This window comes from Acinetobacter johnsonii (assembly GCF_048551975.1).
Lineage (GTDB): Bacteria > Pseudomonadota > Gammaproteobacteria > Pseudomonadales > Moraxellaceae > Acinetobacter > Acinetobacter johnsonii_A.
Genome location: NZ_JBIMCF010000014.1, coordinates 38372 through 63824 on the forward strand (window position 1 = coordinate 38372; position 25453 = coordinate 63824).

Annotated in this window: 21 protein-coding genes; 10 read left to right on the plus strand and 11 right to left on the minus strand. The window is 41.6% G+C overall.

Annotation, left to right across the window (positions count from 1 at the left end; genetic code table 11):
- Positions 1-67 precede the first annotated feature (67 nt).
- Both murU and ACG9ZB_RS11415 read right to left on the minus strand, forming a co-directional pair.
- Positions 68-757, minus strand: a complete 690-nt coding sequence (murU, locus tag ACG9ZB_RS11410) for an N-acetylmuramate alpha-1-phosphate uridylyltransferase MurU (protein ID WP_078425016.1) — start codon at positions 755-757, stop codon at positions 68-70.
- On the minus strand, positions 754-1770 hold the full coding sequence (locus tag ACG9ZB_RS11415; RefSeq protein WP_333656295.1) for an aminoglycoside phosphotransferase family protein: 1017 nt from the start codon (positions 1768-1770) through the stop codon (positions 754-756). The genes murU and ACG9ZB_RS11415 overlap by 4 nt, the downstream gene beginning before the upstream one ends.
- Positions 1771-1891: 121 nt before the next feature.
- Here ACG9ZB_RS11415 and ACG9ZB_RS11420 point away from each other — a divergent pair, with 121 nt between their 5' ends.
- A complete protein-coding gene (locus ACG9ZB_RS11420; protein WP_419325883.1) occupies positions 1892-4351 on the plus strand; it encodes an LPS-assembly protein LptD in 2460 nt (819 codons plus the stop codon).
- Positions 4351-5655 carry a peptidylprolyl isomerase gene (locus tag ACG9ZB_RS11425; RefSeq protein ID WP_419325885.1) on the plus strand — a complete coding sequence of 435 codons (1305 nt, stop codon included), beginning with the start codon at positions 4351-4353 and terminating at the stop codon, positions 5653-5655. The genes ACG9ZB_RS11420 and ACG9ZB_RS11425 overlap by 1 nt, the downstream gene beginning before the upstream one ends.
- Before the next feature lie 116 nt (positions 5656-5771).
- Here the strand turns inward: ACG9ZB_RS11425 and hfq are convergent, their stop codons facing one another.
- The 4 genes from hfq to tsaE all read right to left on the minus strand — a co-directional run bounded on the left by hfq (position 5772) and on the right by tsaE (position 9738).
- Positions 5772-6284 carry an RNA chaperone Hfq gene (gene hfq / locus ACG9ZB_RS11430; protein WP_419325887.1) on the minus strand — a complete coding sequence of 171 codons (513 nt, stop codon included), beginning with the start codon at positions 6282-6284 and terminating at the stop codon, positions 5772-5774.
- Positions 6285-6377: 93 nt separating this feature from the next.
- Positions 6378-7322 carry a tRNA (adenosine(37)-N6)-dimethylallyltransferase MiaA gene (miaA, locus tag ACG9ZB_RS11435; RefSeq protein ID WP_419325888.1) on the minus strand — a complete coding sequence of 315 codons (945 nt, stop codon included), beginning with the start codon at positions 7320-7322 and terminating at the stop codon, positions 6378-6380.
- A 6-nt stretch (positions 7323-7328) separates the two neighbouring features.
- On the minus strand, positions 7329-9269 hold the full coding sequence (gene mutL / locus ACG9ZB_RS11440) for a DNA mismatch repair endonuclease MutL (protein WP_419325890.1): 1941 nt from the start codon (positions 9267-9269) through the stop codon (positions 7329-7331).
- Positions 9262-9738, minus strand: a complete 477-nt coding sequence (tsaE, locus tag ACG9ZB_RS11445) for a tRNA (adenosine(37)-N6)-threonylcarbamoyltransferase complex ATPase subunit type 1 TsaE (RefSeq protein ID WP_419325891.1) — start codon at positions 9736-9738, stop codon at positions 9262-9264. Before tsaE ends, mutL begins: the two co-directional genes overlap by 8 nt.
- 121 nt (positions 9739-9859) lie before the next feature.
- On the opposite strand from tsaE, the gene ACG9ZB_RS11450 reads away from it, so the two are divergent.
- The 3 genes from ACG9ZB_RS11450 (at position 9860) to ACG9ZB_RS11460 (ending at position 11756) form a co-directional block, all read left to right on the plus strand.
- Entirely contained in the window at positions 9860-10774 is a 915-nt protein-coding gene (locus ACG9ZB_RS11450; RefSeq protein WP_419325893.1) for a pseudouridine synthase, read from the plus strand.
- Between the two features lie 112 nt (positions 10775-10886).
- The gene (locus ACG9ZB_RS11455; protein WP_004696803.1) at positions 10887-11222 is read left to right on the plus strand and encodes a type II toxin-antitoxin system RelB/DinJ family antitoxin; all 336 of its coding nucleotides are present in this window, start codon (positions 10887-10889) and stop codon (positions 11220-11222) included.
- A 93-nt stretch (positions 11223-11315) separates the two neighbouring features.
- Positions 11316-11756: a GNAT family N-acetyltransferase gene (locus tag ACG9ZB_RS11460; protein WP_004696801.1), complete on the plus strand. Its 441-nt coding sequence runs from the start codon at positions 11316-11318 to the stop codon at positions 11754-11756.
- 10 nt (positions 11757-11766) lie between these two features.
- Here ACG9ZB_RS11460 and ACG9ZB_RS11465 read toward each other — a convergent pair whose 3' ends face one another.
- Positions 11767-12504 carry a pseudouridine synthase gene (locus tag ACG9ZB_RS11465; RefSeq protein ID WP_419325895.1) on the minus strand — a complete coding sequence of 246 codons (738 nt, stop codon included), beginning with the start codon at positions 12502-12504 and terminating at the stop codon, positions 11767-11769.
- A gap of 133 nt (positions 12505-12637) precedes the next feature.
- Here ACG9ZB_RS11465 and ACG9ZB_RS11470 point away from each other — a divergent pair, with 133 nt between their 5' ends.
- Entirely contained in the window at positions 12638-13096 is a 459-nt protein-coding gene (locus ACG9ZB_RS11470) for a DUF441 domain-containing protein (protein WP_419325897.1), read from the plus strand.
- A 246-nt stretch (positions 13097-13342) separates the two neighbouring features.
- Complete coding sequence (locus tag ACG9ZB_RS11475; RefSeq protein WP_419325899.1) at positions 13343-14563, plus strand: MFS transporter; 1221 nt, start codon at positions 13343-13345, stop codon at positions 14561-14563.
- A 211-nt stretch (positions 14564-14774) separates the two neighbouring features.
- Here the strand turns inward: ACG9ZB_RS11475 and ACG9ZB_RS11480 are convergent, their stop codons facing one another.
- From ACG9ZB_RS11480 to ACG9ZB_RS11490, 3 genes are all read right to left on the minus strand, one after another.
- The gene (locus ACG9ZB_RS11480; protein WP_419325901.1) at positions 14775-15758 is read right to left on the minus strand and encodes an ion transporter; all 984 of its coding nucleotides are present in this window, start codon (positions 15756-15758) and stop codon (positions 14775-14777) included.
- Positions 15759-15859: 101 nt separating this feature from the next.
- The gene (locus tag ACG9ZB_RS11485) at positions 15860-17575 is read right to left on the minus strand and encodes an AAA family ATPase (protein ID WP_419325903.1); all 1716 of its coding nucleotides are present in this window, start codon (positions 17573-17575) and stop codon (positions 15860-15862) included.
- A gap of 128 nt (positions 17576-17703) precedes the next feature.
- Positions 17704-19668, minus strand: coding sequence for a hypothetical protein (locus ACG9ZB_RS11490; RefSeq protein WP_419325905.1), 1965 nt, complete (start codon positions 19666-19668; stop codon positions 17704-17706).
- A 239-nt stretch (positions 19669-19907) separates the two neighbouring features.
- Here ACG9ZB_RS11490 and mdh point away from each other — a divergent pair, with 239 nt between their 5' ends.
- Both mdh and ACG9ZB_RS11500 read left to right on the plus strand, forming a co-directional pair.
- Complete coding sequence (gene mdh, locus ACG9ZB_RS11495; protein WP_419325906.1) at positions 19908-21119, plus strand: iron-dependent methanol dehydrogenase; 1212 nt, start codon at positions 19908-19910, stop codon at positions 21117-21119.
- Positions 21120-21311: 192 nt separating this feature from the next.
- A complete protein-coding gene (locus ACG9ZB_RS11500; RefSeq protein WP_419325908.1) occupies positions 21312-22283 on the plus strand; it encodes an alpha/beta hydrolase in 972 nt (323 codons plus the stop codon).
- Between the two features lie 29 nt (positions 22284-22312).
- On the opposite strand, the gene ACG9ZB_RS11505 is transcribed toward ACG9ZB_RS11500, so the two are convergent.
- Positions 22313-23488, minus strand: a complete 1176-nt coding sequence (locus ACG9ZB_RS11505; protein WP_419325909.1) for a transcriptional regulator — start codon at positions 23486-23488, stop codon at positions 22313-22315.
- A 198-nt stretch (positions 23489-23686) separates the two neighbouring features.
- On the opposite strand from ACG9ZB_RS11505, the gene ACG9ZB_RS11510 reads away from it, so the two are divergent.
- Positions 23687-25198 (plus strand): aldehyde dehydrogenase family protein, encoded by a 1512-nt coding sequence (locus ACG9ZB_RS11510; RefSeq protein WP_078388662.1) that lies wholly within the window; start codon positions 23687-23689, stop codon positions 25196-25198.
- Positions 25199-25453 lie beyond the last annotated feature (255 nt).

A 25453-nucleotide genomic window follows, 5' to 3' on the forward strand; every position in this document is an offset into this window, starting at 1 on the left:
AAAATTAAACTGAAGTATACCGATTTCTCAGCCGTGGAACAGTAGCTAACGCTTAGTGATTATGCACTTAAACGTACATACCTTGACGAATCTGTAGATCTAGATCACTTAATCGCTCAGGTGTGCCAACATCCACCCATGCAGCTTGCATTTTCCCGGCAGAAACTTTTCCAGCAGACATCGCTTCTTTTAGCAATGGAGCCAGTGGACGCTTACCTGCTTCTAAACCCTTAAACATCTGTGGGTGAATAACCGCAACACCACTATAAGTCAGTGCTTCACCTGACTGCTCTTGTTCAAAGGTATAAGCACGCCCTTGATTTAAGATAAAGTCGCCTTTGGGATGTTGTGTCGGGTTGGTTACAAATATCAGATGCGCAAAATCTTCTCCCAAATCGACATTGAGCAATGATGCAAAATCAAAAGTGGTCCACACATCGCCATTCACTAAAATAAACGGTTCCGTCCCCAAAAGGGGTAGAGCATTAATAATACCACCTGCTGTTTCAAGCCCCTCTTCTTCACGCGTCCAACGAATAGTCACTCCAAACTGCGAACCATCGCCAAGCGCGCCAATCAATACATCGGCCAACCATGCAGAATTAATCACAATTTCTGTGACCCCAATTTGCTTGAGTTTTTCAATATGCCAAACGATCAGTGGTTTGCCACCCACTTCAAGCAGAGGTTTAGGTTTATAGAGTGTTAAAGGACGCATGCGGTTGCCAAGCCCCGCTGCCAAAATCATTGCTTTCATGCTGCAACAACCTCGTATTTGCCATATTTTGCTTCAAAATTCGGCATCACTTTATCGCAAATAAATTGCATGAAAGGTTGTAGTTCTGCATAAGGTTTGCTTTCTTCAAGTAAATACCACATCACACGTGGTAAATCTTTCAGATAACCTGATTTTCCGTCACGTTCAAATAAACGCACAAAAATACCCAAAATCTTGATATGACGTTGAATCGCCATCAAGTCAGCATCTTGTTTAAATTGTTCAAAGTCACGACCTTCTTTTGCCGATGCAGGTAACAAGTCATAAAAAACTTTAAACCAACGATAAACGCGCTCAGGATTCCATTGCACATACGCATCACGTGTAATTGAGATCAGATCATAAGTATCTGCACCAATCACAGCATCCTGAAAGTCAATCACCCCCTGCTCTTGCTCATCTGCCAAAAGCATGAGATTACGACTATGGAAATCACGATGTACAATCACTTGAGGCTGAGCCAAAGCAGCATTGGCTAAAATTGCAAATGTACGCTTAATCAGCGCAGACTCATCATCAGTGGGTTGAATCTGTAAACTTGGCAACAACCAATCTGTCAATAGCGACATTTCAGTGATTAACTTTTCATAAGAATAAGCTGGGAAATGACCTACGCCATCAATAGACTGCAATTGAATCAACTGCTTAAAACTTTGCTCATAATGTGCATCAACAGTCTTGTCATCGAGCTGTGTTGACAGTAGCACATCACCAAAATCTTCAAGTAATAAGAAGCCTTGGTCCAAATCTTTCGCCACAATATGTGGTACACGAACACCATTCGCATCAAAAAATTCATCAATCGTCACAAAAGGCACACAATCTTCTTTTTCTGGTGGTGCATCCATCAGCATAAATGTTTTATTATTCAACTTGATTCGTGCATAACGACGGAAACTTGCATCGCCTGCTAAAAAGTTAATTTCAAATTGATCTGAACCAAGTACAGATGAAATCCATGTTTGTATCAATTGTTCACGTTGTGTATTCATTTGCGATAAATTCTAATACAGGCTGAGTTTTTAAAGTGCTAAGTGTAGCCACTTATCAACTTTTTCTCTATGATGCGACAATAATTAATTGCGTTTTAAGCATACTTGGTAAATGAGACACATGAAGCATCAGTTTAAATTTAATCCTTTAGCGACTGCGATATTTACCCTTCTTTGTGGTAGCTCAATCACAAGCTATGCTGCAACACCAACCACGTCTATTTCAGACGAACAACAATCGCTAAAACAAGCATTACAAGAGAGTTATCCTGGGCAAAAGTTTTTCGAACAATACTATGTCGATAAGTCATCTCCCGAAGCTCAACAGCGCCAAGGTCGTTACTTAAGCTCCGCGTATTGCCAAGGCACCTGGTTAACCCCTGTAAGCCCTGAAACCAAAGCTGCTGACGCAGCCAATGCGACATCCACGATTACAGCGGACTATGGTCACTACAACCCACAAGGTGACTCTGTTCTTGAAGGTAATGTTCTGATTAATCAAGAAGGTCGTCAAATCCGTGCCGATAAAATCACCATTGACCAAACTCAGACTTTTGCCAATGCTGAAGGACGCGTGCAAATGGCGCAAAGTGGTTTATTAGCGCAAAGCGACCAAATCAATTACAACCTAAAAACTCAACAAGGCGATCTGAAAAACAGTTTCTATATTTCAGAAGAACAACATGCGCATGGGCGGGCTGAACAAATCCTACGTGAGTCACAAACGACCACCACGCTAAAAAATGCAACTTATAGCACCTGCCCACCAGAGCAATCGCCAACGTGGAAAATCCAAGCAGATGAAATTAAGTTAAATCAAGAAACTGGCCGTGGTGAAACACGCGGCACAAAACTTTATGTTAAAGATGTACCCGTTCTCGCAGTTCCTTATTTCAACTTCCCAATTGATGACCGTCGTACTACCGGTATTTTGACACCAAGTTTTGGCTTCACCAATGATGGTGGTGTCGAGCTTGCAGTGCCTGTTTATCTCAACTTAGCACCTAACTACGATGCGACCGTTACGCCACGCTATATCAGCGACCGCGGTCCAATGTTTGAGGGTGAGTTTCGCTATTTGACCGAAAACTTTGGTTCAGGTCAAATTTGGGGGGGATACTTAGCTTCTGACCGAAAATATGACGATGAAGACCGTAAAGATTTGCACTTTTTACATAACTGGCAAATCAATGAACAGTTCTCAACCAGCCTTGAATATAACTATGCTTCAGACAAAGACTACTTTACTGACTTAAGCAATAACCCAAACACCAAGACAGACTTAAACCTGCGTCGTGCTTGGGAGTTAAACTATAAAAATGGAATTCCTGGCCTAAAAGCCCAACTGAAAGTTGAAGACTTCCAAACACTAGACGAAACCACACCCTACCTTGACCGTCCATATGCGCGTTTACCACAGTTCTTACTCAACTATAAAGCGGGTAATGCACTGGGCTTAGAATACGAATTCAATAATGACACGGCTTACTTTAAAAAGGACTTTGGGACTATCGACGGCGATACCAACGATAGCGTTGAACCAAGCGGCACCCGTGTCTATAATGACTTTTCTGTACGCTACAACTACCGTACACCGTGGGCTTTCGCTATTCCTGAAGTATCTATTCGTAATGTGAACACATTCTACGATCAAGACACCGTCAATGAGTTTGACAACACCAACCGCTCATCGAACGACAAATCTTATGTCGTGCCACAGGTGACTTTTGATGCAGGTTTAACTTTTGAAAAAGAAGGCACTTTCTTACAGACCTTAAGTCCACGCATGTTCTATGCCTACGCACCCTATAAAAATCAAGATGGCGCACCAAACTTTGACTCTGCAACAGCATCGATCAACTATGATCAGTTATTTAGTGCAAATCGCTTCTATGGCCATGACCGTCTAGAAGACAATAACTTCTTGTCACTGGGATTAAGCTATAGCTTATTTGATACTGTGGGTCTAGAGCGCTTAAAAGCCAGTGTAGGCCAAAGCTATTATTTCGAAGACCGCCGCGTAACGCTTGACCAAACAGCAGATGTCTTTGACAGAGAAAATCACTCTGGTCCTATTGTCAGCGTATCTAGCCAACTCTCACAAAACTTTACCCTCGGTGCAAACTCAGCATGGATGGCAAATGGCGATAATGCGCAACGTGATTTACAACTTTACTTTACAGGTGATAAAGGCAACCTCTATAACGTTGGCTATTTCTACCGTAAAGAAATTGCAGACCGTCAAGAACATTACGACCAAGTGGTTGCATCTTTTGTACAACCTATCCATAACAACTGGCGTATTATGGGTCATGCTCAATATGACTTAGACAACAATGTCGCTCGTGAATATCTCCTTGGTGTTAATTACGAGTCTTGCTGTTGGGGGATCTCCGTTTATGGTCGTGAGTACTATAACGACTTGGATGACGTCAATGCTGCAGGTGTAGAGCCTAAACGTGCAATTATGGCCGAAATTACACTTAAAGGTTTAGGCGGACTAAACAGTAAACTTTCATCATTACTAGAAAATCGTATTCTAGGCTTTAACAATATTAATCAGACTTGGACAGACCGTTAATGAAGACAAAACAGTTCAAACAATTTTTTAAAGCGAGTGCTTTGGCTTTAGCTCTCGCAACCGCTATTCCAACTTTCGTACATGCGTCGGATGAAGTTGTTGCTGTAGTCGATAACAGTGTCATTTTAAAGAGTGACTTAGAAGCAAGCATGGCTGAGCTCAAGCACCAACTTGAGAGCCAAAAGAAACAAGTCCCACCAGAGCAATATTTGGCACAACAAGCATTAGAGCAACTGATTATTCGTCAGACTCAGCTTGAACAAGTGAAGCGTTACAACATTCAACCTGATGAAAAAAGCTTGAATGAAGCGGTTTTAAATGTTGCAAAACAATCTGGTAGCACAAGTCTAGAAGCATTCCAACAAAAGCTCGATAAAATGGCACCAGGAACCTATGCTTCTTTGCGTAGTCGCGTTGCTGAAGATTTAGCAATCAATCGTTTGCGCCAGCAAATCGTTACCTCTCGTATCCAAATTTCAGACCAAGACGTTAAAAACTTCTTAAATACCCCACAAGGTCAAGCAGCACTCGGTAACCAAGTGCATGTGCTACATGTGCGTGTTTCAGGTGACAATGCTGACGCTGTGGCTAAGCAAGTTAAAACGGTACTAGCAAACGACAACGATGTCGCTGCAATCGCTAAAAAGTTCAGTACTGCTGGCACCAAAGTTGAAGGTGCAGATATGGGCTTTAGAGCACTTTCTGACATCCCTAGCGAGCTTGCAGCACGTGTGAGTCCACTCCAAGTGGGACAAACCACAGATTTAATTACAGTACGAGATGGTGTGCATCTTTTAAAGTTAGTTGAACGCAAAGGTGCTGAGCAAAAAGCGATTGTGCCTCAATACAAAGCACGCCATATTTTGATCCAACCGTCTGAAGTGGTTAGCCCTGAAAATGCTAAACAAATGATCGAAAGCCTGTATAACCGCGTTCAAAAAGGTGAAGACTTTGCTGTCTTAGCTTCCACCTACTCTAATGACACAGGTTCAGCACGTGATGGCGGGAGTTTGGGTTGGGTCAGCCCAGGTGTAATGGTCCCTCAGTTTGAAGAAACCATGAAAAATACACCGGTAGGTCAAACCAGTAAACCTTTCCAAACCCAATTTGGCTGGCATATTCTTCAAGTGACTGAAACACGTCAACAAGACATGACTGCTGAATATCAAGAACGTATGGCACGTCAAATTTTAGGTGAGCGTCAATTTGATGCAGAGCTTGATAGCTGGTTACGTGAAACACGCAACAGAGCTTTTGTCGAAATCAAAGATCCAAACTTAGACCGTAAGAATAATAAGTTATAAGTTTGAACACATAAAAGACCAGCATTTATGCTGGTCTTTTATTTTCCACTTGGATGAAAACTAAAAATTTGGCATAAAAAAAGCCTCTCATATGAGAGGCTTTTTTAAACAATCAATTAACGATTATTTTCGTCATCTTGAGTGTCTTCAAATTTTGATTCGCCATCAAAACCAGTCGATTGACCACCGAAGCCACCTTGACCACCGAAGCCACCTTGACTCCCAAAGCCGCCTTGACCACCGAAGCCGCCTTGACCACCGAAGCCGCCTTGACCACCGAAGCCACCTTGACCACCGAAGCCGCCTTGTTGACCACCGAAGCCACCTTGTTGCCCGCCAAAGCCGCCTTGTTGACCGCCAAAGCCGCCTTGTTGACCGCCAAAGCCGCCTTGTTGACCAGCACCGGCAGGTGCACCAGCAGGACGTGGGTTACGTGCAGGAACAACTGTAGAAATTGCATGCTTGTAAACCATTTGGCTTACAGTATTTTTTAATAAAACAACATATTGGTCGAAAGATTCAATATGACCTTGTAACTTAATACCGTTTACAAGGAAGATAGAGACAGGAATACGTTCTTTACGGAGAGAATTTAAGAACGGATCTTGCAAAGTTTGACCTTTAGACATGTTATAACTCCAAAAAAATTTAAAAATCAGCGCAAAAAACTATCTTTATTTTTCAATTAAAAATTATAAAAAAGATAGTAGCTAAATTTTGCTTTATCCGTAGCAGTTTCGCAAGTCTTCTTGTGCCTGCGTGATAGTAGAATACGTTGTAAATTTATGTGCCTCTTGCAAAGATCTTAACCAAGTGTATTGACGTTTGGCAAGTTGTCGTGTCGCAAAAAGTGATTTATCCTCCATTTCACGTTGTTTTTCGACAGTTTTATCTCCTTTCTGTAAAAATTCGAGTGCTTGTCGATACCCAACTGAGCGCATAGAGGGTAAATTTTCATCTAAATCGTATTTTTTCATAAGTGTTTCCACTTCATTCAAAAATCCGATATCCCACATAATTTTCAATCGTTGTGCAATTCTTTGGTGCAATTCTGCACGGTCTGGCATCAAAGCATAATTATGAAAATTATAACGATAAGGCATATTTTTAGGCTGTTCAGCTTGAAGTTTAGTAATGGGCTGCCCTGTCAACTTGTAAACTTCTAAAGCCCGAATAATACGTTGTTTATCACTCACTTTAAATTTTTCGCCCGCCAATGGATCCACACTATATAATTCCGCATAGACCGCAGACCAACCCTCACTTTCACCTTTGGCTTCTATTTCAGCACGAACAGCATAATCTGCGCTCGGTAAATTGCTTGAAAGACCTTCTAAAAGTGCCTTGAAATAGAGCATGGTTCCACCCACCAAAATAGGGGTTTTACCTCGTGCATGCATGTCATCAATTAAACCACATGCATCTTCAACAAAGTTTGCAGCCGAATAGACTTCTAATGGGCTAATAATATCGATAAGGTGATGTGGATATTGTAGCAACTCCTCTTTGGTCGGCTTTGCTGTACCAATATCCATATCCTTAAAGACCAATGCTGAATCTACAGATATCAGTTCAAAATTTCCTTGCTCATAGAGCTGACATGCCAAAGCAGTTTTACCACTTGCAGTTGGCCCCATTAAATTGATGACCGGCAATTGAGTTGACATGTACAATTACTCTCCTCGAGCAAAAAGCTTATCTAGTTGAGCTAATGGAAACGCACGCCAAGTTGGGCGACCATGGTTACATTGGCTAGCAAATTCAGTTTGTTCCATTTGACGAAGCAAAGCATTCATTTCAGAAAGACCCAAAATGCGATGCGCGCGAACAGCACCATGACAGGCCATACCCGCTAGAATTTGATCACGCTTTTGCAGTAAGCCCTGCGCTTCATCATTTGGATCCAAATCGTTCAGTAATTCAGGTACCAGCGCCTCAAAATTGGCTTTATGTAAAATCGCAGGCACACCACGAACAATGACCTGCTCATCGCCATATTGATCAATTTCAAGACCTAAACGCGCCAATTGATCTTTGAGCTCTTCCACTCGTGTCGCTTGCATTCGCGTGATATTAATCACTTTGGGAATAAGTAACTGCTGAGAAGTCCAAAACTCTGGTTTATCCCACGCTGACTTCATTTGCTGTAGCAAAATACGCTCATGCGCTGCATGCATATCAACAATAATCAGCCCTTCTGTATTTTGAGCCAGCACATAAATACCATGCAATTGTGCAATTGCAATTCCCAACGGATGTTCATCGACTTTTGGGCTTTGCACTGTAAAATCAGCCAAAGACTGAGCTTGATCAACAGCAGATGACGTATCACGCAGTGGTGCTAAATAGCTTTGCAAGGCATTATTGAGCTGTTGTGAGCCCTGATAGCGTGAAGATTGCGCCGAATAATGGACACCTTGTGGTTGACTTGAACTAAAGTCAGTGAGCACATCCGATGGGGCTTGCTCAACGGCTTGTTCAGGCTCAACACGACGATGCAACTGCAAAGGCTCTTGATAGCGAGGCTGCACAGACATCAAAGCTTGATTCTCTGCAACCTTCATGGCATCAGATAAATCTGCGGTTGCCGTTTGAAACTGCGATAAAGTCTCTTTGGCATAATGACGTACAAATTCATGTACTTCACGTTGATTTAAAAAGCGAATTTCATGTTTAGTCGGATGTACATTGACATCAATATTTTCAGGGTCTACTTCCAAAAAAAGCAAATAACCCGCATGCTGATGGCCATGCAAAATACCATCATAAGCCATACGCAGCGCATGAGAGATGGTTTTATCTTTAACAATTCGACCATTCACATAAACATACTGCAAGTCAGCCTGAGCCCGTGCATCGGAAGGATGTCCCAACCAACCTGTTAAACGCATATTGATGCTATCTACATCCACCCAATAAGCATTTTCAGTAAATGCGCGCCCTAGCAACTGTTGTACGCGCTGAAAACGTAGCTCACCACTATCTGCAATCGGCAAGTTCAGTTTGATGCTTTGATTATGTTCAAGCACAAAACGAATATCGAAATGCGTTAGCGCTAAACGCCGAACAATTTCTTCAATATGACCAAACTCTGTGCCAGGCTTTTTGAGAAATTTTCGACGTGCGGGCACATTGAAAAATAAATCTTGTACCCGAATATGCGTACCTTTCGGTGCAGCTACAGCCTGAATCTCTTGACGGTCAAATGCAGTTCCATTGACTTCAACTTGATAGCCAATTCCATCATCCTCTTGACTACTGGTCAAGGTTAAACGCGACACCGCTGCAATAGAAGCCAAAGCCTCTCCGCGAAAGCCTAAACTGACAATTGCATGTAAATCTTCAGCGGTTTGGATTTTACTGGTCGCATGTCGCATCACCGCCAAAGGGAGATCTTCAGCGTGAATCCCTCGACCATTGTCCATGATTTCAATTAAAGTACTGCCGCCTTGCTCTACCCGAATAATCAGCTCTGTCGCACCTGCGTCAATCGAGTTTTCAAGTAACTCTTTAACCACAGACGCTGGACGCTCAATGACTTCACCTGCTGCAATTTGGTTGGCTAGAGCAGGATTCAAAGTATGAATACGACGTATCTTTAAATCATCACGCATTGTTTAATTGGCTCTCTAAAGCTTGTAATAATGCTACTGAATGGAAACTTAAAGTAGCAGACCGTGTCAATTCATCTTCAGATTTTTGAATATCAATAATTAAGTCTGCCTGAGGGATTTCATCGCCCCCTTTAGACGGCCATTCAAACAAAAACAGTGCATTGGGCGTTTCTAAATAATCACGAATGCCCATTAACTCCAACTCATACGGATCGTTTAAACGATACAAGTCAAAATGGAAAATATCTCGCCCTTGAATTTGATAAGGCTCAACTAAGGTATAGGTTGGGCTTTTCACGGAACCTCGATGGCCTAAATGCTGTAAATAATGACGCGTTAAGGTAGTTTTACCTGCCCCCAAATCGCCAATTAAATACACTACACCCGTCGTAAAATGCTGTGCCAAAATTTGCGCTAAATTTTGGGTATCTTGTTCATTATTGAGCGTTAAATTAAATGAATACTGCATAATACTCACGACAAGTGACAAAAGAACAATTATGATAGCACTGGACTCACAAAATGCCCAAGCCACAAGCTTGAAATCTTGTATTTAACAGCACCAACCGATTAGATATTGTCTGCACATCATGCTCAACATACAACCTGCTGAATTTTGCCCTCCCATGCTCAATGGCGTGAGTGCAAGTAAAGTGTTCCTGCCTAAAATGACGCCCGCACCACACACCGTATTGGCGTATTTATCTGACCAATTTCCGCATATTGAAGCAGCTGAGTGGAAGCAACGTTTTCATGATGGCTTGGTCTATGACGCTGTAGGTAATGTACTCCATACAAATTCGGCATATCTTGAAAATCAGCATGTGTTTTATTACCGCTTTTTAGCGCACGAAATTGAAGTGCCATTTCAGCATGATATTTTATTTGAAAACGATCATTTCTTAGTAGTGGATAAGCCGCACTTTCTGACCATCAGTCCAACAGGGCAATACGTTCAACAAACCCTATTGGTGCGCCTGAAAAAACAAACAGGCATTGAGCATTTAACGCCCATCCATCGCCTTGACCGTGAAACCGCTGGCTTAGTGATGTTTTCCAAATGTAGTCACAGTCGAGGGCTGTATCAGCAAATGTTTGCAGATCGACAGGTTCAAAAAACCTACCATGCAATTGCACCGTTTAACCGCGAACTCAACTTTCCACATACTGTAAAACTACACCTGCAAAAAGGTGACCCGTTCTACACCATGCAAGTCCTAGACAAAGCACCGAACAGTAAAACCGAGATCTTGCTTTTAGAGCATGATGCAACATGGGCAAAATATGAGCTTAAACCCGAGACAGGCAAGCAACATCAACTCCGTGTACACCTCAACTTCTTAGGTCTTCCGATTAAAAATGATCCGTTCTATCCTAAAATTGTACATAAAGCCGACGATGATTTTAGTCAGCCTTTACAGCTCTTAGCTAAGCATCTTTCATTTAAAGATCCAGTAACTCAACAGGTTATGCAGTTTAGCTCCAATTTTGAATTGACATTGTAATCTTCTTGTCATTACAAAATAATTTAAAATTCCATTGTATGAATATTGAAATTACAATGGAATTGATTAAAATAACTTCTACCCTTAAGTCTTTAAAATTATTTAAAAAATCATGAGAAAAACAGAAGTCTATCAAATTCGACTCGATTCCCAAGAAAAGAAACAAGCTTTTGCGGTTTTTAAACAACTGGGAATTACGCCTGCACAAGCCGTTCGTTTGTTCTTCAAACAAGTTGTTTTAACCAAATCCATCCCTTTCTCAATTGAAAACCAGAACATCAATCTTGAACAACTGATTAAACTACGTAAACTCAAGCAAGAACAAAAAGCGGTTGAACACATCACCAGCGCAGACTCAACTGCAACCAATGATTTATTTGCAGATGATGAACATATTGATCTTTTTGAGGAATTAGCTGCAATCTTGGGAGAAAGTGACAAAACTTAACAGTGTTGCATTTTTAAACAAATTTTAGAAATATCCCTTTCAAAACTTAGGTATGCTTCATGTAAACATTATAAATACAGCATGGAGTAATACATGATCGTCAGACGTGCCACTTTAGAAGACTTAGAAAAACTTGCTGTATTATTTGATGAATATCGCCAATTTTATGGTGCATCTTCCAACTTAGCGCTTTCCCAAAAGTTCCTCAAACTTCGTCTTGAAAATGAACAAAGCGTGATTTTTATTCATGTCAAAGACGATGTGATTACTGGTTTTGTCTTATTATACTTAGGCTTTTCTTCCGTGGCTTGTGCAACGTATTATATTTTAGATGATGTCTATGTTTCACCGCCACATCGTCGTCATGGCTCTGCAAAACAACTCATTGATACCGCGATTTTGTTTGCACGACATGAAAAAGCCATTCGTATTACGCTTGAAACTCAAAAGAATAATTATCAATCCCACAGCTTATATGAAGCCATGGGCTTTGTAGCGGATAATGAGTTTAAGACCTATCATTGCTTTCTATAGTATTCAGCGTCTAAAGACTACCTTTACTCTCAAGATCATTACGTGTCTTGGCTAAAGCCACTTGTTCGGCATTTAAATAGATCCAATGTCCCTCGACTAAATCTGGTATCCCCGTTAAGTCGAGCGCTCCAATTTGCTGACGATGCAAGCTCTCAACTTTATTTCCCACTGCCGCAAGCATACGTTTCACTTGATGATATACCCCTTGATGCACGGCCATTTGCAGTTCACATTCAGTTAAGCGTTTTACATCTGTTGCAGCAAAACTCCCTTTTTCATTTCGCAGCTCCACCCCTTGCTCCAGCTGTTGGACTTGTTCATCTGTAACAGGGTCGGCCGTTTTCATCCGATACACTTTTGCCACATGCTTTTTAGGGTGTGTCAGCGCTTGTAAAAACTGACCATCATCGGTGAGTAACAATAAACCTGTGGTGTCTTGATCTAGACGACCTACACACTGAATACCACGATTCAAGAGCACATCGTCAAACAAATCAAAAACACTAAAATGATGTGTCGCCTGATGTGAACATTCATAGCCTTGAGGTTTGTTTAAGGCGATATAGACTTTTTCACGGTATTCAAAGCTCTTGCCATGTACCTTGTAGTGCAGCGCATCCAATTTGAGTTTATATTTAGGATCAGTAATGATCTGCCCATCAATTTCAATGGCTGCATTTTTAATCAACTGTTGGCAATGCTTTCGCGAACCAAATCCTTGCGACTGCAACATTTTTTCCAACAGCATCAGCACACCAAATTTTTAAATAAAGGCTCATTTTATACTGAAATACAAGAACATCAATCAAAGGACTCGGATCATTCGGCAGAGCGACTAAAAAACGTTACAATGCACATGTTTTTTTGACCAGTCTCCCTCTATGCCGAACTTAGATTTAAATCTGATCGTCCTCTTGATCCTGCTGGCTTGTGGTATTTTTAGTCACAACTCTGCGGTAACCATTGCTGCTGCAGTCCTCATTATTTTACGGATGACGCCACTAAGTGAATACTTCCCGCTTATCCAACAACATGGATTAAATATCGGGATCATCATTTTAACCATTGCAGTTTTAGTGCCTATTGCAAGTGGTAGAATTAGCGGTGAAAGTATTTTTAAATCTTTTTTAAGTGTCAAATCATTAATTGCTATCGCGATTGGCATTTTGGTTGCATGGCTAGGTGGCCGTGGTGTGAAACTGATGTCAAACCAACCCGATGTTGTTGCAGGTTTACTAGTTGGAACCGTTGCAGGAGTGGCTTTACTGCGTGGCGTTCCAGTCGGCCCACTCATTGCGGCTGGTTTACTTACCCTAATCATTGGTACAGGACAGCCCTAGCCTAACGAATGTAAAACAAATCCAAATTCTCAAACTAGGTCGGATTAATCTGTATTTGCTGCCTTTAAATTTGACTTCTTTTATAGAATGTCCACTCAATATAGCGCTATGAATAAATATTCATCGTGTAGAATCTTCAGAGTTCATATGAATATTACGATTGCTTAGTTCACTTATAACTTTTTTGAACAACCAAATTTTCGTGTGATAAAGAACGTATAATACTTTTCATTTACTCCTCTATTTATGTCCTCTCAAGAAAATAGCATCCCGCCAACCCACCACTTATCTGTCATTATTTTGGCATTGGCCCTCGGTGGTTTTTGTATTGGGACTACTGAGTTCGTTGCGATGGGACTCATCCAAGAGATCTCACAAAGTTTCAAGCTAAGTATACCTGTCACAGGGCATTTTATTAGTGCCTATGCTTTAGGTGTCACAATTGGCGCGCCTGTCATTGCCATTTTGGCTGCAAAAGTGCCACGTAAAACGCTCTTAATTGGTCTCATGCTATTTTATGGTATCGCCAATGCAAGTACAGCTCTCGCAAACAGCTATGAGTCTATGTTGGTCTCACGTTTTATTGCAGGTTTCCCTCACGGCGCTTACTTTGGTATTGCCGCTTTGGTGGTTGCAGAGTTTGCTGGAAAACAAAAACGTGCTTCGGCAGTCGCCATGCTCATGATGGGGCTGAATGTCGCGACCGTGATTGGTGTGCCTTTTGCGACATGGCTAGGTCAGCTGTATGGTTGGCGTGCAGGTTTTGAGTTTTCTGCATCTATCGCATTTTTGACCGTAGTCGCGATTTGTTTTGGCCTACCCAAAATGCAACTGGATCACACAGCCAGCATTCAAAATGAACTGCGCGGACTTAAAAATACACAAATGTGGTTAACGCTTGCTGTCGGTGCAATTGGATTTGGTGGGCTGTTTTCTGTCTATAGTTATGTATCGCCTATTTTGACTGAATATACCCATGCAAGCATTCAAGTCATTCCATTTGCGCTGGCATGTATTGGGCTCGGGTTGGTCATTGGTGGTGTTGTCGCAGGACACTTTGCTGATAAAAACTTAAACAAGGCGATTATTTGGGTCTTAGTTTCCAATGCCTGCTCTTATGTACTTTGTGCCCTGTCTATGGATCACCTTGCCACTGCTTTTATTGCACTCTTCTTGGTCAGCTTCAGTATTGCAGGCTTGGGACCTTTACTCCAAATCCGCTTAATGGATGTTGCTGGCAATGCCCAAGGTCTAGCTGCTTCACTCAATCATTCTGCCTTTAATATTGCCAATGCTTTTGGTGCTTTTCTGGGCGGCTGGTTAATTAGCCAAAGTTTAGGTTGGCTAGCTCCAATCTGGGTCGGAGTTTTACTAAGTTTAGGTGGGCTGATTATTTTATTGTTCGCTTTTCAGCATGAGAAAAAGTCTATATCCGCATGTAAAAATGATGCAAATCAGACTTGTTAACCCCCTATCAATGGCTTTTATCTAGAAACAATCAGCGTGCATAAAAATTCAATCGTATTGTTATGCACGCTTTTACAATCCATCATTCAGATTAATATCAGGCCGTTAAGAATCTTACCGGCATTTTTTAAACTCTAGGTTTTATTCGATACGCGATAACGTCATCCGCATTAAGAAGTTAAATACGAAACTCCTTAACTGACTGGCATAATCATTCAGGTAGTTTCTTCCCGCAGTGTGGACAATAGGCATATTGCTCACGCTCTTGCCTTAACGATTCTTCTTTTTGTTCACGAATGAGCTGTAAAATAATATCGTGTGTTTGCTCTTTGGTCAGCCCAACTTCTTTACGAACTTCTTCAATTTTTTCTGTCTCTAAGACAAAATCAATATCGCTATTTTGGATTAATTCTCGAAATCGAAGTTCAAGTTTTTCTTTACGTTGCTCAAGTTCATTGGCCAAACCATTCGCCAAAATACCCGCAGGTAGTGCAGCTAAACCTACACCTAAGATGGTAATAATCGCTCCAAGAAAGCGTCCCAACACCGTAATAGGTGTCACATCACCATAACCGACGGTGGTCAGTGTAACCACGGCCCACCACATTGAAGCAGGAATGGAGCTGAAAACTTCTGGTTGTGCCTGACTTTCAATCAAATACACCCCTGCAGCCGCCATAATGATCATAATCATTAAGATGAAAATAACCGCTTGAAATGAGCCTTTTTCGCGCTCAATGACACGTAATAAAATTTGTAGAGACACAAAGTAGCGGGTGAGCTTGAGAAGTCGAAGCAAACGAACAATTCTTAAGAATCGTAAGTCGAACTGAACAAAGAAGTTTAAATACGCAGGTAAAATAGCCAAGAGGTCGATAATCGCTCCACCACTTTTGACCCAATTTAGGCGGTTTTTCCAATCCGACTCAAAACTATTAGCTTCAGCAACTGACCAAAAACGTAAGAGATATTCAATCGTAAAAACGATGATCGAGAAGATTTCAAAATAATAAAAAAAGTCTTGATACAACACATAGTACTTCTGTACCGACTCCAACAGCACAGCAGCAGCATTACTCATAATCAGTACAATGAGGAAATAGTTCAGCCCTCGGCTTAAGGGTGTCTCATAGTCTTCATTATGTAAATTGTTATAAACAAATTTGCGTAACATGTACCAAGCTGTCAATTTCATTACGATTTTACGTTATTCTTATCCCTTAAAATTCAGTTTAACCGAACTTAACAGCAAAGTAAGTAAGAAATTTCGGTACGAATCGTACAACTGCGGTAGCATTATTCAATATAGAGTAAGGCCAAGCGCACTTGGTCATAGCACATACGCGGATTGGTTAACTCTACAATCGGACGTAGTTTAATTGCGCCATCTTCACTAAAGTGTTCAGCTTGCTGACGTTTCATGAGACGTTTATAAATTTTCCGCACTTGCTCTACCACTTCTTCTCCAGGATGCGCCACGGAAATATCCAAGCCCTGCTCTTTATGCAACTTTGCCAAATGGTTGATAATGGTTGCAGCTGTCAACCCGCGCTCTTGTGCGATATCTGCAATTTCATAACCACCTTCAAACAATTCACGTGTTTCATCGAGTGTTGCAGAAGCATAGTTGGCTTTACCTGCATTACGGGCAATTTTCTTTTCATTACGTTCAATCTCAACTTCATTGAGCGTTCCGCCACAGTGACGAATAAAGGCCTTGTGTTGTGGCTCTAGATCAATGACCTCAAAGTGTGTTTCGGCTTCATTGGAAAGTTCTTGGAAGCGGCGGTCTGCCTTAATGGCAAGACTATCTAACTCCAACGCTTGTTCATTAAAACCTAACAATCTTAAACCTTCCAAAGTCTTTAAGCGCGACAAAGCCACATAACCCTGCCCTTTTTCAAAAGTATGACTCAGGTTAATTTCTGCTGCAGCTAAAGTCATCCCTTGTGACTTGTGAATAGTAATGGCCCATGCCAAACGCAATGGAATTTGCTGAAAACTGGCAATGGTTTTGCCTGCATCATTGTCCACTGACCAGGTTTCAGGCTCAACCACCAGTACCGTACCATCAGTCAGTTTGACCTTCGGCAAGATCCCAAAGTCATCATCTTCTTCAAAGCCCACCACTTCGCCTAAGCTACCGTTGATATAGCCCACATCGAAGTTGTTCTTTACAAACATCACTTTGGCATTTTTTTTGAGGGTTAGGTTTTCAGGTGCTCGCACAGAAGACTTTAAGGTTTCAATAAGCTTTTCATTGCCATCACACACCGCCTCAAACTGGCGACCTTCATTTTCAATTTCATTCAAATGTTTGAAGTTGATAGTGTCCACGTCCATATTATGCGTATATAAACGTGTAAAGATTTCCCCAATATCTTGCTGACGTGTGGCTTGTAAAGCCTGTAAGTGCTCAGATTTAATACTCTGACTGCGAATAGCATTTAGAATATCATTGAGATAATCATTGCCCTGACGGTGCTGCTCGGTCAAATAGCACACACGAAACTTGGCTTCGACCCAAGCATCAGACATAAAACAGAATTTATCGCGATTGCGCTCTTCATTTTTACCGACTGGCGGTAACTGGAAGAAATCACCTGCAACAATCACTTGAATTCCGCCAAATGGCTCTTCACTTTCCTTAAAAAACTTAAGGACTTTATTGACCAAATTGAGTTGCTTGGCATGTAGCATCGAAATTTCATCGATGATTAAAACTTGAGCATTTTCTAAATGCTCTTTTAAGTATTTACGTTCTTTCATGCGTTTGAGTTCATCTTCCCCCAACGCATCTTTAATTCCAATGCCAGCCCAAGTATGAATGGTCATGCCATTCATATGCGTTGCAGCAATACCTGTAGAAGCTGTAATCGCCACAGGCACTTTGCGGGCTTTTAAATAGTTAATATATTGGTTCAGCGTATAGGTTTTTCCTGCACCAGCGGAACCGGTTAAAAAGACATTTTCGCCCGCTTTTAAGAGTTTGAGTGCAGTTTCTTGCTTCATAAGACCTATACCATTGATGAACGGCTATAGCCTACCGAGTTTTTGCTAAAAAGTTAAGCAGATCTCGTCTCACAGTAAATGATGTGCGACAAATTAGGTCAATTGTTGTTTAAATTTTAAGAGCTTGATTATTGGGTTTGGTTCAGCATGGCAATGAATTGTTCAGCGACCACAACATCATCAGGTAACGCTTTTTGGTTATTTGGATATTCAAGCTGATCAAATAACAGTTGTCCTGCAATATAGTGACAACCGAGCGTCAAGTGCCGCTGTGCGTCGGTATGACTCATATGAAATGCAGCATATTCACGCACAATAATTCGCTCAGCAAAACTGGCTGCTAAGCAATGTTGAAAGCGACGTGATTCAGCAATGATGCGATCAATATCTTTGAGCTCCTCAAGCACCCAACTCTCAATAAAATAATAAGCTTCATGACTGATCGGTTGCCATGAGACATAACCAAGCTTTCGTTTCAGTTCAGCGAGTAACTCTTGGCTATGCAATTGATCATGCCACTGCACAGCCTGATGAAATAGGCTCTTCCATGTGACATTTTTTAAAACGTCCTTTTGCGTCTCAAAATGTTCAGGCAAATAATCGCGCACATAAGGATCAAACACCGAAACTCGTAAAGGTGGCCGATTTAAATAAAACAACTGTCGAAAGCTTTCAACATGCAGTTTATGTTGCTTTAACTGAAGATAAAAATCACGGTGTTGTTGCTTATCTTCGCTAAAATAAATCACTAAGTCTTCTGGGAGTTTCTGCGCAATTTTATCTAGATGCTGAATATAGGCCTGCATTACACGACTCAATTTTGTGTAGACTCGTTTCCCCCATTCGGGCTGCTGTGCTACCACACGGCGTAGCAGTTCGAGCCATTCATCTAAATACAAAATAGACGGGCTGATCGCTATACGCTGATCATCCATATCTTGGCGTCTATTTTTTAAGACCACATGCTGGTTGGCCTCCAGCTCAAACCAATGCTGTTGTAAGGCATGTTCATAGCAACTTTGTATAAATAAACGCGCCGCGACATGTTGGAAGTACTTTAAAGTCGTGACAATAATTTCAGGATGATAAGACTGCATATCGAGATAACTTAAAGCCGTTACGGCAACGCGTATACTACTGTGCTGAATATTTTGACTCACCCAGTCTGTCACCACTGCTTTTTGTTTGAATAACCAATTTACGGTACGGCTTTCATCAAAAATCGGGAGTTTGGCGACCTTCTGTTGCCATAGCTTGGTTTCAGTTTTTAAAAAATGCTGCTTTGACAACAAATCACGCGATGACCAAAGATCCCGATGCATAAGCCGCACAAAGCCGAGCATATGGGACTGCTCTTTAGCATGCGGATATAACAAGTGAATGTCGTGCGTATGATCTATCAACTCTTGTAAAGAAAACCGTTCAGGAAATGCCGTTTGTATAATGCGATAAACATGTGGTTCTAAGAATTGATTGGCACTGCAACACAGCTCATCATAACTATTCATCAAAGACTGTAAGGGTAAAATATCTTCCGCCTGATCTGCATCTATGCAGCATAAGCGCTGCAACTCGGCCAGCAAACTTCGCTCAGAGGTTGAATCATCTGTATTGAATTCAACTTGCTGGCACAGCTGTTGAAAGAGTTCTGATTGCGTTTGCCGTATTTCAGTCAAAATTGTTTGCACGCGACTCGGTCCATCGAACAAAACAAACACTTGTTGAAGAATCAGCTGACGCAACTGTTTAACTTTATTGCGCAAATACAAAGAATGTTGTGGAGATTGATCACCCACTAAAAATACAATGTCGTGTAAACAAAACTCTTCGAGTGCTTCTGCATAGTGCCCTTGATAGATAAACTGTGGAACACACAACTCCGCCTGTTCAGCTGGTGCATAAAACTGAATATGAAAACAATGATTTAAAATTTGAATCCGTTGTTGTTTTACGTCGACACTTAAAACGTTTTGCACATTGAGTGTAGAGAGAAATGCTGACTGATCGTGATAAAGCTGCTGAATACTCGGAACAACTTGTCTTAACTGTATAGCAAGACTTTGATATTGCTTAAGCTTATCATTGTGCTCCACGACTTTTCCTCTTTGAATTTGGCTATTTTCACCACAACTTCAAAACCAATATAAACAAATCCCGAACCACAGGCTATGCCTTTTATCGATAGCCATTTTGTTCATTGAAGCCATTTTTCCTCATTCCCTTACTCATGGTAGGTATTTGGTAGGTACACAAGTGTTTGGAATCATTCAATACTCTAAAAACGGTAATGAGCACCGATAACAACATAAATAATGGTAGAAGGAATCGCACCATGGCTTTTAAAAATATTGCAGATCAAACGAACGGTTTTTATATCCCTTGTGTTTCACTTTTTGGCCCAGGCTGTGCCAAAGAAATTGGTGGTAAAGCACAAAACCTCGGTGCAAAGAAAGCACTAATTGTGACTGACGCAGGTTTATTTAAATTTGGCGTAGCCGACACCATTGCAGGATATCTCAAAGATGCAGGTGTTGATAGCCACATCTTCCCAGGTGCAGAACCGAACCCAACTGACATCAATGTCCACAACGGCGTGACTGCTTATAACGAACAAGGTTGTGACTTTATTGTGTCCTTAGGTGGTGGTTCTTCGCATGACTGCGCTAAAGGTATTGGACTTGTGACTGCGGGCGGCGGTCATATTCGTGACTACGAAGGGATCGATAAAAGTACGGTTCCAATGACCCCTCTTATTGCCATCAACACCACGGCAGGTACAGCGTCAGAAATGACACGCTTCTGTATTATTACCAATACAGATACCCATGTAAAAATGGCAATTGTAGACTGGCGCTGCACTCCACTAATTGCAATTGATGACCCTAAACTGATGATTGCAAAACCTGCAAGCTTAACGGCAGCAACAGGTATGGATGCATTAACCCATGCGGTAGAAGCTTATGTTTCAACAGCCGCAAACCCAATCACTGATGCCTGTGCTGAAAAAGCTATTTCAATGATTAGCGAATGGTTACGTCCAGCCGTTGCGAACGGTGAAAACCTAGAAGCACGTGATGCCATGAGTTATGCACAATATTTAGCAGGTATGGCATTTAACAATGCATCTCTAGGTTATGTCCATGCGATGGCTCACCAACTCGGTGGCTTCTATAACCTACCTCACGGCGTATGTAATGCAGTCTTACTTCCACACGTCTGTGAATTCAACTTAATTGCCTGCCCTGACAGATATGCACGAATTGCTGAACTGATGGGAGTTAACACCACAGGTTTAACTGTGACAGAAGCTGGATATGCTGCAATTGACGCAATTCGTGAACTATCTGCATCGATTGGTATTCCATCGAGCTTGTCTGAACTGGGTGTGAAAGAGCAAGATTTGGGTGTTATGTCTGAAAATGCGCAAAAAGATGCCTGCATGCTGACGAACCCACGTAAAGCAAACCATGCTCAAGTGGTCGACATCTTCAAAGCTGCACTCAAATCTAGTGCTTCAGTGGTCGATTTTAAAGCAGCGGTCTAAGTTCTCTTCTTAACTTTTTGTTTGCTTTGACAATTTAAGTGGAATGAAACAGACGTCCATACTGTTTCATTCAGGTAAGCCTAATCCTTGCTTACCTGTGCACTTAAATTGTCTTTTTTTATTTGTGGTTGACAAAGTTTTGCACTTCATCAAGGATAAGAAAACTCATGACAATAACAACCAGAGCAAATTATGTCAGCAACTCAGACTCATCCTGCTTATCAACCTGATGTCCTCGGCGAAGGCTATGAACAATTAAAACTCAGTTTTCCAGACGATTATGAAGGTGCTGTATGTGCAACCCTCGTGCGCAAAAAAGCCTCGCAAAATACTCAAAAAGCGGTGTTGTATATCCACGGCTTTATTGACTACTTTTTCCAAACCGAAATGGCTGAACAATTTAATCAGCATGGTTATGATTTTTATGCGCTCGATTTAAGAAAATATGGTCGTTCTCACTTGAGCCATCAAAAATATTACAACGTCCGTGATCTCAACGAATATGATGCTGAGATTACCCAAGCCTTAGAGATCATTGGCAATGAAGGCCATACTGCGGTGCTACTTGCAGGACACTCTACGGGTGGTTTAATCACGACTTTATACGCTGCGCACAATCCTAAGCATCCACTGATCAAAGCACTTTGGGCCAATAGCCCTTTTTATGATTTTAATATGCATCCCATTAAGCGCAAACTTGGCGTGCCGCAGCTCAGTCGACTCGCAAAGCATTTTCCTGACCTCAAGTTTCCAAGTGAACTGAATAAATGGTATGTACCGAGCCTACATCAAAACGAGCATGGTGAATGGAACTTTGATTTGAAGTGGAAACAACCAAGCTATTCTATGGTTCGGATCAGCTTTGTACGTGCAATCCATGAAGCACAGAAAGAAATTCATCGCGGTGGTTTAAAGCTCTCTGTTCCTGCACTCATTATGCATTCACATCAAACGCTCAACCCAAAGAAATGGGGCGCAGCCGCACAAACCAGTGATGTGATTTTAGATGTTAAAGACATTGAAATGCAGGCCAAAAATTTACAAGGTGACGTCAGTGTCGTGACCATTCAAAATGGTTTACACGACTTAGTCCTCTCCGCACCTGAAGTTCGTGCCGAAGTCTATGCTGAGTTGTTCCAGTGGCTCGAGCAAAAAATAGTGTAACTACACCTTTCCAACACAATTCATAATTTTTAAATTTTATATTTCTCAAGTAGCTGATGTGCAGGATGTCCATCCGGTGTCAGCTCAATGAGTCGCTCAACGGCATCAATCGCCTCTGGGTAACGTGCGACATGTTTAAACAGCATATCGGTTTCATTGGCTTTAAAAATCGCACTGCTTAAACGTGACTCCAAACAATCGCGCCATGCACATAGAAATGGACTTTCCGTTTTAGGTAATAAAACGCCTGAACAAAGTTTTAACGCGGTCTCAATATAGGCCGCATCTAAGGCCTGCTCAGCTTGTAAAAAATCAGCTTCAATATGCGCCAAAATTCGATAGGGACGAGATCCCAACATTCCACCAAGCAAGTCACGCAGTTGTGACATTTCGGCCTTAAGTGTTCCTACACTCACCTTGCGCTCACCATATAAGGCCTGATGCAAAGTATCTAAAGTCATACCCTGTGGGCACAACGCCAAGATGGTCAAAATTTCAATTTGTCGCGGTGTGAGGACCATCACTTTGCCATTGAAATGTACTTGTGGAACACCAAAAGCACGGATATACAACTGTTGACGCTGGTATTCCAACAGTGCCGTTTGAATGATGGATGCACAGCGCTCTGCTGCGAGTAGACCAAGGCTATTATGATTTTTCCATGTGGTAGATAAATCAATTACCCCTAGGACGTGTTTTGAGCAAGGGTCGATGATCGGCGCAGCATAACAGACCCAATCATGGATGGAGCTCATGTAGTGTTCATTTGAAAAAACACAACTGGACTGTTGCGTTTTTAAGGACAAGGCTAATGCATTGGTCCCCACCAATTCCTCTCGCCATTGCCCGCCTTCAACAAAATGTACACTTTCTGCCGCATTACGCATTTGTCTGCTGGATGCACTCCAAATAATGGTACTACCAATATCGCCTACAGCGACCACCATCGAAGACTGCTGTGCAATGTGTCTCAGTTCATCTGCGCAGTAACTCAAAGCATGTTGCAGCGCTGAACCTTGTGACATAGAACCTTCAGAAATGGGCGCAGCAAAGCGATCTTTGGGAATTTCTGCGGAGTTAGAGCGCTGCCATGAACTTGCAATACTTTTTCCCAATTGTTCAGCTTGTAACGTCGAAATACTGCTGCTAGTCCTAAGCTTTTCTATTTCTTGTCTTTTCTGTATTAAATGTTGCATTGCCATCATTCCTTATTCTCAAAACAATTCCTGATATACGTCCACTGTATTACTTGGTTGTAAACATTTGTCAAAGGCTTGTAAACCTCCTTCCTTCCAACCTTTTTCCAACCTTATATTAGTTATGCTACTTAAATATTGTACAGATGTACCTTATACCAAAGCTGTAGATGCTTTTAAAAAATCAATAAGCAAAGGAACTTCAATATGCGCTATGTAGACCCTAACCAATCTGGTTCTAAAGTAGAATTTAAAGCACAGTATGACAACTTTATTGGTGGCGAGTGGGTTGCTCCAGTAAAAGGTGAATACTTTGAAAATATCTCTCCTGTCGACGGTAAAGTTTTTACAAAAGTCCCTCGCTCATCTGTAGAAGACATCGAGCTTGCACTGGATGCTGCGCATAAAGCCAAAGAACAATGGAACAAATCTTCTCCTACTACACGTTCAAATTTACTCCTTAAAATTGCAGATCGTCTAGAACAAAATCTAGAAAAATTGGCTGTGGCTGAAACATGGGATAACGGTAAACCGATTCGTGAAACACTTGCAGCGGACATTCCTTTAGCCATTGACCATTTCCGCTATTTCGCAGGTTGTATCCGTGCGCAAGAAGGTGGCATTTCTGAAATTGATGAAGATACCATTGCCTATCACTTCCACGAACCATTAGGCGTGGTAGGACAAATCATTCCATGGAACTTCCCAATTTTGATGGCAACATGGAAAATTGCTCCTGCTTTGGCTGCGGGTAACTGTATTGTACTTAAACCTGCAGAACAAACCCCTGCGAGCATTTTGGTTTTAATTGAACTCATTCAAGATTTATTGCCTGCAGGCGTACTAAACGTAGTCAATGGTTACGGCGTAGAAGTTGGTCGCCCATTGGCAACCAATCCACGTATTGCCAAAATTGCATTCACAGGTTCGACTCAAGTCGGTCAATTGATCATGCAATACGCCACTGAAAACATCATTCCAGTGACTTTGGAGCTTGGTGGTAAATCTCCAAATATTTTCTTTGAAGATGTTATGGCGCAAGATGACGACTACCTAGACAAAGCACTCGAAGGCTTTGCTATGTTTGCGCTTAACCAAGGTGAAATCTGTACGTGCCCATCGCGCGCTTTAGTTCAAGAAAGTATCGCAGATAAATTCCTTGAAATGGCAGTTGAACGTGTGAAACGCATTAAAACAGGTCACCCGCTCGATACAGAAACGATGATTGGTGCGCAAGCTTCACTGGAACAACAAGAGAAAATCTTGGGTTGTATCGCAACAGGTCGCGGTGAAGGTGCACAAGTACTAACAGGTGGTAGTGAGCGTAATGAAGTGGGTTCTGGTTTCTATATTGAACCAACCATTTTCAAAGGCACCAATGACATGAAAATTTTCCAAGAAGAAATTTTTGGCCCTGTACTTTCAGTGGCAACATTCAAAGACTTTGACGATGCAATTAAAATTGCCAACGACACGATTTATGGTTTAGGCGCTGGTGTATGGTCACGTTCAGCACATACCTCTTACCGCGCAGGTCGTGCAATTCAATCGGGTCGCGTTTGGACCAACTGTTACCACATTTACCCTGCACATGCCGCTTTCGGTGGTTATAAAAAGTCAGGGATTGGTCGTGAAAACCACAAGATGATGTTAGAACATTATCAACAAACTAAAAACTTACTTGTGAGCTATGCAACCAAGCCTATGGGCTTCTTCTAAGCACTTAGCTTATTCGTATACAGTTCTCTATGTGTTTAGGGTGATTCGTTACCCTAAACATTTCTCCATCAAACATCAAACATCAAACATCAAACATCAAACATCAAACATCAAACATCAAACATCAAACATCAAACATCAAAACAATAATTCAAAACTGTGTCATATAAATATTAGACAGGACGTCTAGTCGCTTGGTACTGAAATTGCATAAATATTGCATCCATCAAGCCATCTATAAAACTCAAGATATGG

Coding starts and splice junctions, on each gene's coding strand:
- murU (WP_078425016.1), bottom strand. CDS start 757: ATGAAAGCAATGATTTTGGCAGCGGGGCTTGGCAACCGCATGCGTCCT.
- ACG9ZB_RS11475 (WP_419325899.1), top strand. CDS start 13,343: ATGTCCTCTCAAGAAAATAGCATCCCGCCAACCCACCACTTATCTGTC.
- mutL (WP_419325890.1), bottom strand. CDS start 9,269: ATGCGTGATGATTTAAAGATACGTCGTATTCATACTTTGAATCCTGCT.
- ACG9ZB_RS11420 (WP_419325883.1), top strand. CDS start 1,892: ATGAAGCATCAGTTTAAATTTAATCCTTTAGCGACTGCGATATTTACC.
- ACG9ZB_RS11485 (WP_419325903.1), bottom strand. CDS start 17,575: ATGAAGCAAGAAACTGCACTCAAACTCTTAAAAGCGGGCGAAAATGTC.
- ACG9ZB_RS11470 (WP_419325897.1), top strand. CDS start 12,638: ATGCCGAACTTAGATTTAAATCTGATCGTCCTCTTGATCCTGCTGGCT.
- ACG9ZB_RS11505 (WP_419325909.1), bottom strand. CDS start 23,488: ATGATGGCAATGCAACATTTAATACAGAAAAGACAAGAAATAGAAAAG.
- ACG9ZB_RS11455 (WP_004696803.1), top strand. CDS start 10,887: ATGAGAAAAACAGAAGTCTATCAAATTCGACTCGATTCCCAAGAAAAG.
- ACG9ZB_RS11450 (WP_419325893.1), top strand. CDS start 9,860: ATGCTCAACATACAACCTGCTGAATTTTGCCCTCCCATGCTCAATGGC.
- miaA (WP_419325888.1), bottom strand. CDS start 7,322: ATGTCAACTCAATTGCCGGTCATCAATTTAATGGGGCCAACTGCAAGT.
- mdh (WP_419325906.1), top strand. CDS start 19,908: ATGGCTTTTAAAAATATTGCAGATCAAACGAACGGTTTTTATATCCCT.
- ACG9ZB_RS11480 (WP_419325901.1), bottom strand. CDS start 15,758: ATGAAATTGACAGCTTGGTACATGTTACGCAAATTTGTTTATAACAAT.
- ACG9ZB_RS11415 (WP_333656295.1), bottom strand. CDS start 1,770: ATGAATACACAACGTGAACAATTGATACAAACATGGATTTCATCTGTA.
- ACG9ZB_RS11425 (WP_419325885.1), top strand. CDS start 4,351: ATGAAGACAAAACAGTTCAAACAATTTTTTAAAGCGAGTGCTTTGGCT.
- ACG9ZB_RS11460 (WP_004696801.1), top strand. CDS start 11,316: ATGATCGTCAGACGTGCCACTTTAGAAGACTTAGAAAAACTTGCTGTA.
- ACG9ZB_RS11465 (WP_419325895.1), bottom strand. CDS start 12,504: ATGCTGTTGGAAAAAATGTTGCAGTCGCAAGGATTTGGTTCGCGAAAG.
- ACG9ZB_RS11500 (WP_419325908.1), top strand. CDS start 21,312: ATGTCAGCAACTCAGACTCATCCTGCTTATCAACCTGATGTCCTCGGC.
- hfq (WP_419325887.1), bottom strand. CDS start 6,284: ATGTCTAAAGGTCAAACTTTGCAAGATCCGTTCTTAAATTCTCTCCGT.
- ACG9ZB_RS11510 (WP_078388662.1), top strand. CDS start 23,687: ATGCGCTATGTAGACCCTAACCAATCTGGTTCTAAAGTAGAATTTAAA.
- tsaE (WP_419325891.1), bottom strand. CDS start 9,738: ATGCAGTATTCATTTAATTTAACGCTCAATAATGAACAAGATACCCAA.